The organism is Pseudomonas sp. S04, assembly GCF_009834545.1.
Lineage (GTDB): Bacteria > Pseudomonadota > Gammaproteobacteria > Pseudomonadales > Pseudomonadaceae > Aquipseudomonas.
This window is the reverse complement of sequence record NZ_CP019427.1, coordinates 1,799,684-1,814,681: the sequence shown is the minus strand read 5'-3', so window position 1 is coordinate 1,814,681 and position 14,998 is coordinate 1,799,684. Positions and strand designations below refer to the sequence as shown.

Below are 14,998 nucleotides of genomic sequence, written 5' to 3'. Positions count from 1 at the left end.
AAAAAAGCGTTTAAGGCAAAAGACGTGCGGGCAACAGCCGCATCAGCTGCGTATCGAACCAGGCCACGAAAGCCGGTGAAGGCGCAGCATCGACCGCCAGGTACCACCAGTCGGGGGCAGCAAAGGCTCGGCATTTCACCGCATCCTTTTCCGTCATGACCAGCGGTAGCGATGGCGTGAAATTCAAGGCCGCCGCGCTGTATTGCGCGTGGTCGGCAAACGCATGTGGCACAGGCTGCCAGTGTAGCGTTTCAAGGGTAGTGAAGAAACGTTGCGGATTGCCGATCCCGGCCACTGCGTGCAACGCCTGCCCCGCTGGAAAATGCTCGAGGCCGCGGCGCTCGCCGGTCAACAGGTTGACCAGAGCCGTGGGTTGCAAGCGGAATGCAAAACCATCGTCGGCATCAGCCAGGGCGCCGTTGTACAGCACCGCATCAACGCTTTGCAGGCGCTCCACCGGCTCGCGCAACGGCCCAGCCGGCAGGCAACGACGATTGCCCAGGCCGCGCGCGGCATCGATCAGCACCAGTTCGAGGTCGCGCGCCAGGCGGTAATGCTGCATGCCGTCGTCGGAAAGGATCAGGTCCAGCGGCTCGGCGGCCAACAACGCACGGACGGCGCGACTGCGGTCCGGATCGATCATCAAGGGCACGCCAGTGCGCTGGACGATCAGCAGCGGCTCATCGCCGGCCATCGCGGCTGTCTGTTGCGCCTCGACCCGCCAGGGCAACTGCGGCGGCGTCGCCCCGTAGCCACGACTGACCACCCCGACCCGCAGGCCGGCGCGCTGGCAGTGTTCGATCATCCACAGAATCAACGGCGTCTTGCCGGTGCCCCCGACCGTGATGTTGCCGACCACGATCAACGGCACCGGGGGCTGGTAGATCTCGCCCTCGCCCGCCAGGAACCGCCGGCGCTTGGCCGTGACCACGCGCCGGTACAACCACTCCAGTGGCCACAAGACTTTAAGCGCCGGATGACCGGCGTACCACGCGGCGAGCAATCGATCGGACATGGCCATCAGGGTGCCGGAGCCGCCTCGACAGTGGTCATGCGCAAATGGGTGAATCCCAGCTTGCCGGCGGCGTCCATGGCGGTGATGACCGCCTGGTGCTGGGTCTTGCCATCGGCGCTGATGGACAGCGGCAGGTTGGTGTCGCCATTGGACTGTTTTTTCAACGCATCGATCACGCTGGCCAGGTCGTTCTTGGGCAGCACCTGGTTGTTCACCGAGAACGTCCCGTCGGCGCTGATGGCGACATCCAGTTGCTTGGCCTGCTGATCTTCGGCCGGCGAGCCGCTGACCGCTTCCGGCAAATCGACACGCAGCTGGGTTTCCCGGGTGAAGGTAGTGGTCACGACGAAAAACAGCAGCAGGATAAACACCACGTCGATCAGCGACGCCAGGTTGATGTCCACATTCTCCCGTGGCTTACGGCGGAATTTCACGCTTTGCCCTCGGTCAGGTCGACGTCACGGTCGCCCTGCACCACTTCAACCAGCTTGATCGCCTCCTGCTCCATGCCGACCACCAGTTCATCGATGCGGCGTTGCAGGAACCGGTGGAAGAACACCGACGGAATCCCCACCATCAGGCCCGCGGCCGTGGTGATCAGGGCCTTGGAAATCCCCCCGGCCAGCACCGCGGCGTTGGTGGTCATGCCCGAGCCCATGAACGAACTGAAAATATCGATCATGCCCAGCACCGTACCCAGCAGCCCCAGTAATGGCGCCATGGCCGCAATGGTACCGAGTGCATTGATATAGCGCTCCAGCTCATGAATGACCCGGGCGGCAGCCTCTTCGATGCACTCCTTCATGATCTCGCGACCATGCTTGGAGTTGGCCAGGCCCGCGGCGAGGATTTCCCCCAGCGGCGAGTTGGCGCGCAATTCCTTGAGTTTTTCTTTATTGAGTTGCTTGTCCTTGATCCACACCCAGACCTGCCCGAGCAAGTGCTCCGGGGTCACACGGCTGGCCCGCAGGGTCCACAGGCGCTCGGCAACAATGCCCAATGCAGCGATCGAACTCAAAATGATCGGCAACATCATCCAGCCGCCGGATTTGACCAATTCCCACACAGTGACAGTCCCCTCGAAAAAGTGCGCCACTTTAGCATACCGACAGGCCATAGAGGCCGGGCCCGCCGACGACCGTGCCCGGCAAAGGCACCAGGCCGCGCCGCCTCAGGGTGCGGGGCTGACGGACGGTGCTCTGTGCCAGAAACGTGCTCCACGACGCATCGCCTGCGGCGCCGCGAAGTCCCCCAGAAGCAGGCGCACCGCGCCGTGCTCGGCACTGTCATAGATCTGCACTCCCAGGCGTTGATAACGCTCGACCACCTGCGGATGGGGATGACCGAAGCTGTTGCCATGCCCCCGGGAAATCAGTACCCCCTGGGGCGTCAGCGCGCGGACAAAAGCCTCGGATGAAGAACTGCGGCTACCGTGGTGTGGCGCTTGCAACCAATGGCTATGGACCGCCAGCGACGAATCGAGCAACACCCGCTCGGCACGGGCGTCAATATCGCCGGTCAGCAGCAGGCGCTCACCATTGGCCTCAATCTGCAACACACAGGAATTCTGATTGCTGTCAGTCGCCCCAGGCCAATGCCACAGGGCAAACCGCACTCCGTCCCACTCCCACTGCTTGCCACTGACACAGGGCAAAGCGCGCAATTCATCCGGCAGGTCCGGCGGTTCGCCGCTGATCACCTGCGTGACCGGTAGGCCACGCCAGATCGAGCGAGCGCCCCCGGCATGATCGGCATGGGCGTGACTGATCAGCATCAGGTCCAGGTGGCGGACACCGAACTTGCGCAACGCCGGCAGGACCACCTGCGCTCCGAGGTCAGAGTCGCGAAAACCCGGGCCCGTGTCATAGAGCAGAGTGTGCTGCCGGGTGCGCACCACAATCGCCAGGCCCTGGCCGACATCCAGTTGCCAGACTTCGGCCCGGCCTTCGGGCAGCTCCCGGAGCGGCGCGAACACCAGGAGCAGCAACATCGGCCAGCCGAGCAACCGCAGCGGCAAGCCCTTGGGCAGCAACAGCAATACCGCGCCCAGCACGGCGATCGCCCAGACCCACAGAGGTACTGCCGGCGCCACCCAGGCCGGCAGTTTCCCCGCCACCCAGGCCAGCGCGCCGAACAGCCCCTCGAGCAAACCGCCAGCCAGCCACAGCAGGCCCTCCCCGATATAGGGCACCGGCAGCAATAACGTGCCCAATAAGGCTGGGGGCAGGACCAGCAAGCTGATCCAGGGCACGGCCAACAGATTGACCAAGGGGCCGGTGAGGCTGATGGGCAGGTTGAGGATCAACAGCACCGGACATAAGCCCAGCGCAATCAGCCACTGGGCACGGGTCCAGGTTTGCCACCAGCGCCACGGCCCCAGTCGCCCGCCAAAGGTGAAAATCAACACCGCCACCGCAGCAAACGACAGCCAGAACCCCGGGCGCAAACTGGCCATGGGGTCCAACAGCAGCACTGCATTGAGCGCCAGCAGCCATGACCACCAGGCCCCAAGATGACGAAAGCGCAGGCGCCATAACAACACCAGGCCAATCATCACGCAGGCCCTGCGCACGGGCACCTCGAATCCCGCCAGCAACCCATAGCCCAGTGCCGCGGCGAACGCCAGGCCACAGGCCCAGGGCAACCACGCCAGGCGCTGCGGCCACAGGCCATACCGGGCGAGACCCGCAATCAGCAGATAGACCATCCCCGCCAGCAAACCCACGTGCTGTCCGGAAATCACCAGCAAGTGCACGGTGCCGGTGTCCTGCAGGACTTGCCAGTCGGCACGGCTCAACCCAGAGCTGTCGCCCAGCACCAACGCCGCCAGTGCCCCTTCTCGGCCCTGGGCGTCGACGGCCAGCAAACGCTGGCGAACCGCGTCGCGCCAGGCCCATTGCGCAGGCTGCAGGCGCTGTCCGTCCTTGACGGTGGCCGTGGCACCGATGCGTTGCGCCAACAGCCAGGCCTCGTAATCAAAGGAATGGGGGTTGAGCAGGCCCACGGGACGCTTGAGCTTCACGGCCAGCCGCCAGCGTTCGCCGCTGTTGACCCGCGGCCCGTCATACCAGGCCAGCCGGAGCAACTTCGGCACCTCGGTGCGCCGCGCCTGGGCATCGGCCAACTCAAAGCGCACCACGCCGGGTGTGTACTGCGGCAAGCCCACGACCCGGCCTTCGATCCAGCGGGTCTGGCCGTCGAGCTCCGGCGCCAGGCGATTATCGAGCGCCCACTGCGCACTGCTACAGGCCCACACCAGGCCCAATAGAAACAACGCCAGCGGGTAGGTGCGAAACGGCAGCAGCATCAGCGCCAGCAAGACCATCGCCAGCAACATCCCGACCGGTGGTAAGGCCGGCAAAAAAACCAGGGTCAACAGACCCAGTGCGAGCGCCAACATCCCTGTGCGCATAAGCCCGTCCTTGAGAGTGCCCTCTCTTGGATTAGCCGAGTCACGGCGCCGCGCATTTATTAATTGTCACAAAGTCTGAATGGGCGTTTCCTTGAATCCGGGCATACTTGCCGCCTGAACTGACCGAGAAGCCCTATGCCCCGGCGCTTATTCAAACGTTACATGCCAGACCCGAGCAGCATCAGGGAACACAAGTCCTTACGCTTTCTCGGCACCCTGCTGCATGACCCGAACCTTTGGCACCTCAACCGCCACTCGGTAGCCCGGGCCATGGCGGTGGGCCTGTTTGCCGCCTTTTTGCCGATCCCCATGCAGATGCTGGTAGCGGCGGCACTGGCGATTTCGGTGCGCGGCAATATTCCGATCGCGGTGAGCCTGGTCTGGCTGACCAACCCGATTACCATGCCAGTGGTGTTTTTCTGCACCTACCAGACCGGCGCCTGGCTGATGAATGTGCCTGCCCGCAGCCTGCCGGAGGAACTGACCTGGGAATGGATCAGCGGTGAACTGTCGACGCTGTGGCAACCGTTCCTGCTAGGGTCGGTGGTGGCCGGCCTGGTGCTCGGTGCCCTGGCTTACTGCATGACCATGACCTACTGGCGCTGGTGGGTCGGCCGGCAATGGACGCGACGCAAAAAAGCTCGGCGAACCAAATAAAAAACGGCACCTCGCAGGGTGCCGTTTTTATTGTCGCAGGGTGCCTGTATCAGGTGCGCATCCCGCGACCACTGACCAGCAACCGTGCACAGCCGACGTACAGCACCACGGTGGCCACCAGCATGAAGGTGATGGCAATGCTGATCTTGATGTCCGACACGCCAAGAATGCCGTAGCGGAAGGCATTGACCATGTGCAGCACCGGGTTGGCCAGCGACACCGTCTGCCAGAACGGCGGCAGCAGGCTGATGGAGTAGAACACCCCGCCCAGGTAAGTCAGGGGGGTCAGCACAAAGGTCGGGATAATCGAGATATCGTCGAAGTTACGCGCAAACACCGCATTGATGAACCCCAACAACGAGAAGATAGTGGCCGTCAGCACCACCACCAGGATAGTCACGCCCAGGTGATGCACCTGCAAGTCAGTGAAGAACATCGACAGCAAGGTCACGATCACCCCAACCATCAAGCCGCGCAGCACACCGCCCAGGGTGTAGCCGATCAGAATGGTGTGCGGTGAAACCGGCGACACCATCAGCTCTTCGATGGAGCGCTGGAATTTGCTGCCGAAGAAACTCGACACTACGTTGCCGTAGGAGTTGGTGATCACCGACATCATGATCAAGCCCGGCACGATGTACTCCATGTAGGTGAAGCCACCCATGTCACCGATCTGCCGGCCGATCAGATTACCGAAAATCACGAAGTACAGAACCATGGTGATCGCCGGCGGCAGCAAGGTCTGCGGCCAGATCCGGGTAAACCGGCGCACTTCACGGTAAACGATGGTGTTGAGGGCAACGAGGTTGGGTTGCAGTTCGGAACTCATATGGCCACCTTCGCCAGGTTTTTCTCCACCAGGGACACGAACAACTCCTCGAGGCGATTGGTTTTATTGCGCAGGCTCAACACTTCGATGTTCTGCGTCGCCAATTGAGCGAACAACGCCGTGATGCCCACCGCTTTATCCACCTGGACTTCCAGGGTATGGCTGTCGATCCGCCGGCTCGGGTAGCCGATCAACTGCGGCGCCACCTGCATGTCGTGCTTGAGGTCGAGCAGGAACGTCTCGACATGCAACTGACCGAGCAGGTTACGCATGCTGGTGTTTTCGACAATGGTGCCGTGGTCGATGATGCCGATGTTGCGGCACAGCTGCTCGGCCTCTTCCAGGTAGTGGGTGGTGAGGATGATGGTGATGCCCTTCTGGTTCAGCTCGGTGAGGAAGCTCCACATCGAGCGCCGCAGTTCGATATCGACGCCGGCAGTAGGCTCGTCGAGGATCAGCAGGCGCGGCTCGTGCACCAGCGCGCGGGCGATCATCAAGCGGCGCTTCATGCCGCCGGACAGTGAGCGCGACGGAACATCGCGCTTGTCCCACAGGCCAAGCTGGGTCAGGTACTGTTCGGCCCGCTCCTTGGCAACCTTGGGGGGAATGCCGTAGTAGCCCGCTTGGGTCACTACGATGTCGAAGGTCTTTTCGAACTGGTTGAAGTTGAACTCCTGGGGCACCACGCCGATGCTGCGCTTGAGCGCGGCCGGGTTGCGGTCCAGGTCGTGACCGAAGATATTCACGCTGCCACTGGTCTTGTTGACCAGGGTCGAGAGAATGCCGATGGTGGTGGATTTGCCAGCCCCGTTGGGGCCGAGCAAGGCGAAGAAATCACCTTCAGCGACATCCAGATCGATACCACTCAGGGCCTGGAAACCGTTGCCGTAGGTTTTGGTTAGCTGCCGGATGGACAGAGCAGAACTCATATCGGATTTACGCACCAAGAAGGGAAGTGAGAAATACGTTGCGGCTCGCGGCGAGTAAAACCACCGCGGCGCATGAGCGTTATGGTGCTTGGCGAAGTCGCACAAGTACAGTCACGCGTATTGATAGTCAGTATTAAGTCAACGCGGTCATGACCGCTTTCTGATAGGCCGGGCGCTGTTTCAGGCGCGCGTACCAGGCTTGCAGATGGGGTTGCGGAGTGCGCTCGATGGGCATCTCGAACCAGGCATAGATGAAACTGCCCAGGGGAATGTCGCCCATGCCGATCTCGGCACCGGACAGATAGGGTTGGCTGGCCAACGCCTGGTCCGCCATCGCCAGCAAAGCTTCGCACTCCTTGATCGCGGCGTTGATCGCCGACCAGTCCTGCTGCGCGGGCGGGGTGCGCAACACTCCCCAGAACACCGTACGCATGGGTCCGGCGAAACTCGAGGTGGTCCAGTCCATCCATTTTTCGGCACTGGCGCGAGCCTGGACATCGGCTGGGTACCAATGGGTCGCATTGGCGTGACGAGCCATCAGGTATCGCACGATGGTGTTGGATTCCCACAGCACAAAGCCGTCATCTTCGATCACCGGCACCCGGCCGTTGGGGTTCATGGCACGGTACTCGGGCGTATCGACAACCCCAAACGCGCCGCCGGCGTCGATGGCCTCATAGGCCAGGCCAAGTTCCTGCGCCGCCCACAGTGGTTTTCTGACGTTCGACGAGTTTTTCCGACCCCAGATCTTCAGCATGACCTTCCCTCAATGGATGAATGCCGGGGCAGTCTACGCCGGATCAAGCGTCAGACAAATCGCTCTGCATGTCCCCCAGCAGGGCCGGCATCCGCTCGCTGAACAAATGCGGATAGCACTGTTGCAGATGCTCGAAAAAGAACGTCTCGGGCACATCGGCAAACTGCCCGTGATCCACCAGGTACTCCATGGACTGCAGCCCCTGGCGGTTGAAGGCATGAAACACACTGTCGTTGACTCCGTCGAACTCCAACGCCGGCACATCGAAAATTTCACACAGCCGCGCATTGAACGCCGGCGTCGCCTTGACCCAGCGCCCCTGCAGATACAGCTCGGTGTACCCGTGCATGGCGAACACATCGCTCTTGAGCAAGGCGATCAGGCGCGGGGTCGACAGGTGATTACGCACATCCGCCAGGCCGATGCGTGCCGCTATGCCGCAATGCCGGGCACAGCCGGCCAGCAAAGTGGCCTTGGGCACGCAGTAGCTTTCACCGGTGGCCAGGGCAAAGCTGCCGCGCAGCGTCTCGGGATCACGACTGAAGGTATAGGGGTTGTAGCGCACGGCCTCGCGCACGGCGTAATAGAGATTGACCGCCTGCGTGACCGGGTCTGGACTGCTACCCCGATGTTTTTCGGCGAACTCCACCACCGACAGGTGGTCACTATCGATGAAGCGGCCGGGACTCAGATACTCGTGCATGAGAACAATCTCCTGGGGAAGCCCCGAGTCTAGCGACACCCTCAGCACAGAGATAACGACATATCGGCCAAACATGAGAGCTTGTCACACACCCCACGCAGCTTTTGTTCGGCTTGCCGCCCGGTTTCACAAGCGAAATACACCCCCCTATTTCCTACACATTCAAACACATAGTGCCAACCGCCCCCTTTGGCAGATGCCGACTAAGCTCTTGGGGTGGTTTTGACCCTGGTTTCACGGAGGATTGAATATGTTGCTGTTGTGGATACTGGTTCTAGTGGTCGCAATTGCCTATCTGGCTCACCGCCGCACCGCGCCCCTGCCCGCCCTGGGTATCGTCGCCGCCTACCTGCTGGCGATGGGCATCCTGAGTCACGCACCCGGCTGGTTGCTGCTGATTTTCTGGATCGCGCTGGCGGCCGTGGCCGCGCCCCTGCTCCTGCCAGATCTGCGGCGCAAGTTCTTCAGCGCCCCGCTGTTCAACTGGTTCCAGAAAACCCTGCCGCCCATGTCGCAAACCGAACGCGACGCCATCGATGCGGGCACCGTCTGGTGGGATGGTGAACTGTTCAGCGGTCGCCCGGACTGGAACAAGCTGCTGGCCTATCCCAAGGCGCAGTTGAGCGAAGAGGAGCAGGCCTTCCTCGACGGCCCGACCGAAGAGCTCTGCGCCATGGTCAGCGACTGGCAGATCGGCCAGACCATGGACCTGCCAGCCGAAGCCTGGGCACATATCAAGGCCAACGGCTTTTTTGCCCTGATCATTCCCCGGGAATACGGCGGCAAGGGGTTCTCCTCCTACGCCAACTCACAAGTGGCGATGAAACTGGCGACCCGCAGTGGCGACCTCGCCTCCACCGTCATGGTCCCCAACTCACTGGGGCCGGCCGAACTGCTGCTTCACTACGGCACCGAAGAACAACGCAACCACTACCTGCCGCGCCTGGCCCGTGGCGATGACATCCCGTGCTTCGCCCTGACCGGCCCGCTGGCAGGTTCCGACGCCGGCGCGATGCCTGACACCGGGATTATCTGCAAAGGCCAATGGCAAGGCGAGGAAACCCTGGGCCTGCGCCTGAACTGGGAAAAGCGCTACATCACCCTGGGCCCCGTGGCCACGCTGCTCGGCCTGGCGTTCAAGGCCTATGATCCGGACCATCTGCTGGGCGACGAAGAAGACCTGGGCATCAGCCTGGCCTTGATTCCCACCGATACCGATGGCGTGGAAATCGGGCGCCGCCACCTGCCTCTCGGCGCGTCGTTCATGAACGGGCCCAACTCCGGCAAGGACGTTTTCGTGCCCCTGGAGTTCCTCATTGGCGGCCAGGAGATGCTCGGCAAGGGCTGGATGATGCTGATGAACTGCCTGTCGGTGGGACGCTCGATTTCGTTGCCAGCCGTAGGCACGGGCGCCGCCAAGTTCACCAGCCTGGTCACCGGCCAATATGCCCAGGTGCGTGAACAGTTCAACGTGCCGCTCTCGGCCTTCGAAGGTATTCAGGAAGCCATGGCGCGCATCGGCGGCAATGCCTGGATGATGGACGCGGCCCGCATGCTCACCGCCAGCGCCCTGGACCTTGGCGAAAAACCCTCGGTGCTCTCGGCAGTGCTCAAGTATCACCTCACCGAACGGGGTCGCGAGTGCATCAGCCACGCAATGGATGTGCACGGCGGCAAGGCGATCATCATGGGCCCGAACAACTACCTGGGACGTAGCTGGCAAGGTGCGCCGATCTTCATCACCGTGGAGGGCGCGAACATTCTCTCGCGCAACCTGATGATCTTCGGCCAGGGTGCGATCCGCTGCCACCCGTTCGTTCTCAAGGAAATGGCCCTCGCCGGCCGCGAAGACAAGGACCAGGCACTGAAAGAGTTCGACGGTTTGCTGCTCAAGCATATCGGCTTTGCCGTGAGCAACGCGGCCAGCACCCTGGTCCTCAACCTCGGCTTTGGGCATCTGGAACACAGTCCCGGCGACAAACTCAGCCAGGGTTACTTCCGCGCGCTCAACCGCCAGGCGGCTGCCTTCGCCATGCTCGCCGACCTGAGCATGATGTTGCTGGGCGGCGAGCTGAAACGCCGTGAACGCCTGTCAGCCCGCCTGGGCGATGTACTGAGCAACATGTACCTGGCCTCTGCCGCGCTCAAGCGTTATCACGACCTCGACTCGCCCGAGCACATGCGGCCGCTGTTCACCTGGGCAATGGAGGAAAGCCTGGGGCAGTCCGAACGGGCGCTGGACGAGCTGTTGAGCAACTTCCCGAGCAAGGTGCTGGGCTGCCTGTTGCGGGTCATCGTGTTTCCGTTCGGGCGCCGACACAAAGGCCCGGACGACCGACTCGGTGCCGAAGTGGCAGGCGTGATCGGCCGGGCCAAGGGCGACCCGACCCTTGAGGAGCTGCTGGGCGGCTGCTACCGTCCGCAAGCTGTCGAAGATCCGGTGGGCGCCCTGCAACATGCCTGCAATCTGCTGAATGCGGTCCATCCGCTGCAGAAAAAACTCCACCTGGCCCTCAAGAACGGGCAGTTCAAGCCCGCTGCCGGGGAAAACCTCATCGACGCGGCCCTTGAGGCCGGGGTGCTGCAAGCCGTGGAGGCGCAGAGCCTGCGCGAAGCCGAAGCGGCGCGTCGCAAAGTGATCGACGTCGATGACTTTTCCAAGGAGCAACTGCAACTGGCCGAGGGCAAAGTCCGCTAGGCCCCTGGCCCGTCCAGCGCGGCGGAGATGAAAAACGGGCGCCAGAGCTATATACTCCGGCGCCCGTTTTGCTTTAGTTCTAGAGGACTCCCGTTATGCTCGACCAAACTCTCGTCCAGCTCGACCTCCTGCGCAGTATCCTGGTCGCTGTCGGTGAAGCCGAGCAGGTCCCGGAAGAAAGCCATGCGCTGTTCCTGGAACGCTTCGATGAACTGCGTGCCGCCCTGCCGATCGATCCGATCGAAAGCCAGTACCTGGGCCAGGACCTGATGTGCCAGATCATCCAACGCTACCCGCAAATCGCCCATATGGTCCCACGCGACCTGCTGTGGTACTTCGCCGGTGACTGCCTGCACTACATGCCCGACGATGAGATCGACCTGTACCAAGCCCTGGAAGAACGTCGCTTCGAAGCCGAACAGAACGACGAACCTTTCGACTGGAACCAGGAAAAACAACTGCTGGCCCTGTCGAACCAGGACAGCAAGCACTGATCAACAGCAGGAAGCGAACCTCCTACAGCACAGCCAAGCAGGCCGACCGCTAGGTCGGCTCATTGAAGGGCGGCGAGAACTGTGTCCTCGAACGCAGCCTCGCGGGCTCGGTAGCTGCTACGGGGGATTGGCGGAAATCGCCATCGCGGGCAAGCCCGCTCCCACATCTAGAAATGTACCCCCCCTCCCGCACTACCTCAGAACAACCCCTCACTCTCCGGCAACTCATAGTGCGCAACAAACGTACCCACTCCAGCCGATTTCCCGGGCTTACTCAGCGTCGGCTCTTTCTCCAGGCACTCCACCAGATAATCGATGAACACCCTCAGCTTGGGCGGCAAGTAACGCGTCGGCGAATGCAGCAACCAGGCGCCACCACTGTACGAAGCGAGAAAGCTCCAGTCCGCTAGCACCTGCACGATCAACCCCTGCTCAAGGGCATGCCGGGCGGTGAAGTACGGCAGGCTGCCAATGCCGATATGCTGCAACACGGCCCCCAGGCGCACTCCAGTGTGATTGGCCGCATATCGCCCGCGCACCCCGACGGTCACCGCCTTGCTGCCCCGCTTGAACTTCCAGCGCGCATCGCTCGGCGTTTCACCCAGGTAGATGCAACTGTGATTCAGCAGGTCGTGAGGATGGCTCGGCGTGCCGTGCTCCGCCAGGTACTGCGGCGTCGCACACAGCAGGTGGTCGATGGTCAGCAACTGACGCCCCACCAGTCCCACCGGTGGGCGGTCGGTGATGCGGATCGCCAGGTCGACATGGTCGTCGATCAGGTCGACCTCGCGGTCCTCCAGGAGCAACTCGACATCGACCTTGGGATAGCGCCGCAGAAACTCCGGCATATGCGGATGGATCACAAACCGCCCCACAGCCTTGGGCACGCTGACCCGCACCAACCCTTCGGCCTCCTGGGTGAACTGGCCACTGATTTCCATGACCGAACGGGCGGCGCTGACCATCTCCTGGCAGCGTTTGAACACCTCTTCGCCGCCATCGCTCAGGCGCAACTTGCGCGTGGTGCGTTGCAGCAGCCGGGTGGCCAGGGCCTTTTCCAGGCGCGAGATGCTCCGGCTCACCGCCGAGGGAGAAGAACCCAGCTGGCGCGCCGCTTCCGAGAAGCTGCCGGTCTCGACCACCTTGACGAAAATCGCCATTTCACCCAATAGCGGTAACGGTAGATTTATGCTCACAGCGCAACAGTCCTTTGATGTTTGAACGGATTATCACGCTATTGCGCCCTCCATATAATAAAAAATGGAAATTTTGATAAGAGCCTGGAATATGACGCTTCGCCTGTTCTTCCACAGCGATGAACACAGTGCCAACGTGGAAGTCTTGGAGTGCACGCCCTACGAGAACGAATTTGCCGTCGTACTGCGTGCCACGCTGTTCCATCCCCAAGGTGGTGGTCAACTCTGCGACACCGGCTGGATCGGTGAAAGCCAGGTCCTGCGGGTGGTTCAGGAGCCCGAGCGCATCGTGCACTACGTCGATCGGCCCATCAGCCCCGGCATGACCCGCATCCGCCTCGACGAGCAACGTCGCCAACTCAATACCCGGCTGCATACGGCCGGGCACTTGATCGGGCACTTTGCCGAAACCCTAGGCTGGATTCCGATCAAGGGTCATCACTGGCCAGGTGAGGGACGGGTGACGTTCAAGCCGGGCGAGACACCCACAGAGTTCGATGCCAGTGCCCTGCAAGACGCTCTGGCCCAGTGGATTGAAGACGACCTGCCGCGCCTGACCTCGCTGCGCGAAGGCGCGCGGGAAATCAGTTTTGGTGAACTACCGGCCTACGGTTGCGGCGGCACCCATGTGCGGCGCCTGCAGGAACTCGGCACGGTGACCATCGCCAGCCTCTCGCAGAAGAAAGGCACGCTGTCGGTGCGCTACGACGTCAGCTGAGCCCCGGCCTGCCCCTCCCCTGAAAGCACACGTTACCGGCATGCTCGCCAGAGCATGCTCCCCCCTACCTGCTGGAGTTGAGATGCTTTCGAATTATCTGGGTGAGTTCCTGGCGTTGGCGACCATCCACTTTCTCGCCGTGGTGGCCCCGGGGCCGGATTTTGCGGTGACGATCCGCCAGAGCGTGAGGTTTGGCCGCTGGGTGGGGATCTGCACTGCGCTGGGTATTGGCGCGGGCATTTCAGTGCATGTGCTGTACACCGTGCTCGGCGTCGGCGCACTGATGCACACCACGCCCTGGTTGCTGACGGTGGCCAAGGTGCTAGGGGGTGGCTACATCGTTTATCTGGGCGTGAGCCTGCTGCGCAGCAAACCCAAGTCGACGCTTGACAGCGAACCGGCCGCCACCACAGCCGAAGCCCCGCAGAGCCTGGGCAAAGCCTTCACCACCGGCTTCCTGACCAACGCCACCAATCCCAAGGCAACGCTGTTCTTTCTGGCGATCTTCACCACACTCATCAGCGCCACCACGCCGCTGGAGGTGCAGGCGCTGTACGGACTGTGGATGTGTTTGGTCAACGCCCTGTGGTTTGTCCTGGTGGCACTGTTCTTTTCCAGCAACCGGGTGCGCCAGCAGTTCATGCGCATGGGCCACTGGTTCGAACGGACCATGGGCGTGATCCTGATTCTGTTTGCCGGACGCCTGCTGCTCTCGCTGTAACAAACTGCACGCGCCCAGCCCCGCGGCCGGACGCGCACGCAGTTACTTCAGATTACCGCTGAGAAACTGTTGCAGGCGCTCGCTCTTCGGATTACCCAGCACCTCCTCCGGCGCCCCCTGCTCTTCGACTCGCCCTTGATGCAGGAACAGCACCTGGTTGGAGACCTTGCGCGCAAAGCTCATTTCATGGGTGACCATGATCATCGTCCGCCCCTCTTCGGCCAACCCCTGGATCACCTTGAGCACCTCCCCCACCAACTCCGGGTCCAGGGCCGAAGTGGGCTCGTCGAACAGCATGACTTCCGGCTCCATTGCCAGCGCACGGGCGATCGCCACCCGCTGCTGCTGTCCACCGGAGAGGAACGCCGGATACTGCTCTGCCACACGAGCCGGCAGGCCGACCTTTTCCAGATAACGGCGAGCCCGCTCTTCAGCCTCTTTCTTGCTGACACCCAGCACCCGGCGCGGCGCCATGCTGATGTTTTCCAGCACCGTCATGTGGCCCCACAGGTTGAAGTGCTGAAACACCATCGCCAGGCGCGTGCGCAGGCGTTGCAACTCGGCGTCGTCGGCCACGCGCATGCCATGGTGATCCTTGACCATGCGAATCGACTTGCCGTCCAGGCTCATGGCACCGTCGTTGGGGGTTTCGAGAAAGTTGATGCAACGCAAAAAGGTGCTCTTGCCCGAACCACTGGCGCCGATCAGGCTGATCACATCCCCGGTCTTGGCTTTGAGGGAAACCCCCTTGAGCACTTCGTGGCTACCGTAACTCTTGTGCAACTCTTCAATGGTCAGTTTGTACATGGGCGCAAACATCCAGAAAGAAAAAAGGTACGTCGCGGCGCATCGGTCGCAGACGGTGACTG

15 protein-coding genes are annotated in these 14,998 nt (G+C 62.0%); 5 read left to right on the top strand and 10 right to left on the bottom strand.

Annotated features, from left to right (window positions below; genetic code table 11):
* Positions 1–10: 10 nt before the first annotated feature.
* The 4 genes from lpxK to PspS04_RS08005 form a co-directional block, all read right to left on the bottom strand.
* Positions 11–1,021: a tetraacyldisaccharide 4'-kinase gene (gene lpxK / locus PspS04_RS08020; RefSeq protein WP_095167617.1), complete on the bottom strand. Its 1,011-nt coding sequence runs from the start codon at positions 1,019–1,021 to the stop codon at positions 11–13.
* Positions 1,021–1,449, bottom strand: a complete 429-nt coding sequence (locus PspS04_RS08015; protein WP_095167615.1) for an ExbD/TolR family protein — start codon at positions 1,447–1,449, stop codon at positions 1,021–1,023. Before PspS04_RS08015 ends, lpxK begins: the two co-directional genes overlap by 1 nt.
* On the bottom strand, positions 1,446–2,081 hold the full coding sequence (locus tag PspS04_RS08010; protein ID WP_162530197.1) for a MotA/TolQ/ExbB proton channel family protein: 636 nt from the start codon (positions 2,079–2,081) through the stop codon (positions 1,446–1,448). The genes PspS04_RS08015 and PspS04_RS08010 overlap by 4 nt, the downstream gene beginning before the upstream one ends.
* 105 nt (positions 2,082–2,186) lie before the next feature.
* Complete coding sequence (locus tag PspS04_RS08005; protein WP_159994490.1) at positions 2,187–4,427, bottom strand: DNA internalization-related competence protein ComEC/Rec2; 2,241 nt, start codon at positions 4,425–4,427, stop codon at positions 2,187–2,189.
* Between the two features lie 135 nt (positions 4,428–4,562).
* On the opposite strand from PspS04_RS08005, the gene PspS04_RS08000 reads away from it, so the two are divergent.
* A complete protein-coding gene (locus tag PspS04_RS08000; RefSeq protein WP_095167612.1) occupies positions 4,563–5,084 on the top strand; it encodes a DUF2062 domain-containing protein in 522 nt (173 codons plus the stop codon).
* A gap of 49 nt (positions 5,085–5,133) precedes the next feature.
* Here PspS04_RS08000 and PspS04_RS07995 read toward each other — a convergent pair whose 3' ends face one another.
* The 4 genes from PspS04_RS07995 to PspS04_RS07980 form a co-directional block, all read right to left on the bottom strand.
* Positions 5,134–5,913: an ABC transporter permease gene (locus tag PspS04_RS07995; protein WP_095167610.1), complete on the bottom strand. Its 780-nt coding sequence runs from the start codon at positions 5,911–5,913 to the stop codon at positions 5,134–5,136.
* Positions 5,910–6,842, bottom strand: a complete 933-nt coding sequence (locus tag PspS04_RS07990) for an ABC transporter ATP-binding protein (RefSeq protein ID WP_095167609.1) — start codon at positions 6,840–6,842, stop codon at positions 5,910–5,912. Before PspS04_RS07990 ends, PspS04_RS07995 begins: the two co-directional genes overlap by 4 nt.
* 133 nt (positions 6,843–6,975) lie before the next feature.
* A complete protein-coding gene (locus PspS04_RS07985; RefSeq protein WP_159994488.1) occupies positions 6,976–7,599 on the bottom strand; it encodes a glutathione S-transferase family protein in 624 nt (207 codons plus the stop codon).
* A gap of 43 nt (positions 7,600–7,642) precedes the next feature.
* Entirely contained in the window at positions 7,643–8,302 is a 660-nt protein-coding gene (locus PspS04_RS07980) for a transglutaminase-like domain-containing protein (RefSeq protein WP_159994486.1), read from the bottom strand.
* Positions 8,303–8,552: 250 nt separating this feature from the next.
* On the opposite strand from PspS04_RS07980, the gene PspS04_RS07975 reads away from it, so the two are divergent.
* Positions 8,553–11,000 carry an acyl-CoA dehydrogenase gene (locus tag PspS04_RS07975; RefSeq protein ID WP_159994484.1) on the top strand — a complete coding sequence of 816 codons (2,448 nt, stop codon included), beginning with the start codon at positions 8,553–8,555 and terminating at the stop codon, positions 10,998–11,000.
* A gap of 95 nt (positions 11,001–11,095) precedes the next feature.
* Positions 11,096–11,494, top strand: coding sequence for a PA2817 family protein (locus tag PspS04_RS07970; protein WP_095167600.1), 399 nt, complete (start codon positions 11,096–11,098; stop codon positions 11,492–11,494).
* Positions 11,495–11,691: 197 nt separating this feature from the next.
* On the opposite strand, the gene PspS04_RS07965 is transcribed toward PspS04_RS07970, so the two are convergent.
* Positions 11,692–12,690, bottom strand: a complete 999-nt coding sequence (locus PspS04_RS07965) for a LysR family transcriptional regulator (RefSeq protein WP_095167599.1) — start codon at positions 12,688–12,690, stop codon at positions 11,692–11,694.
* A gap of 91 nt (positions 12,691–12,781) precedes the next feature.
* Between PspS04_RS07965 and PspS04_RS07960 the strand changes: the two genes are divergently transcribed.
* Positions 12,782–13,408 carry a hypothetical protein gene (locus PspS04_RS07960; protein ID WP_095167597.1) on the top strand — a complete coding sequence of 209 codons (627 nt, stop codon included), beginning with the start codon at positions 12,782–12,784 and terminating at the stop codon, positions 13,406–13,408.
* An 82-nt stretch (positions 13,409–13,490) separates the two neighbouring features.
* The gene (locus PspS04_RS07955) at positions 13,491–14,129 is read left to right on the top strand and encodes a LysE family translocator (RefSeq protein WP_159994482.1); all 639 of its coding nucleotides are present in this window, start codon (positions 13,491–13,493) and stop codon (positions 14,127–14,129) included.
* Between the two features lie 42 nt (positions 14,130–14,171).
* Here the strand turns inward: PspS04_RS07955 and PspS04_RS07950 are convergent, their stop codons facing one another.
* Positions 14,172–14,936 (bottom strand): ABC transporter ATP-binding protein, encoded by a 765-nt coding sequence (locus PspS04_RS07950; protein WP_095167593.1) that lies wholly within the window; start codon positions 14,934–14,936, stop codon positions 14,172–14,174.
* Between the last annotated feature and the right edge of the window lie 62 nt (positions 14,937–14,998).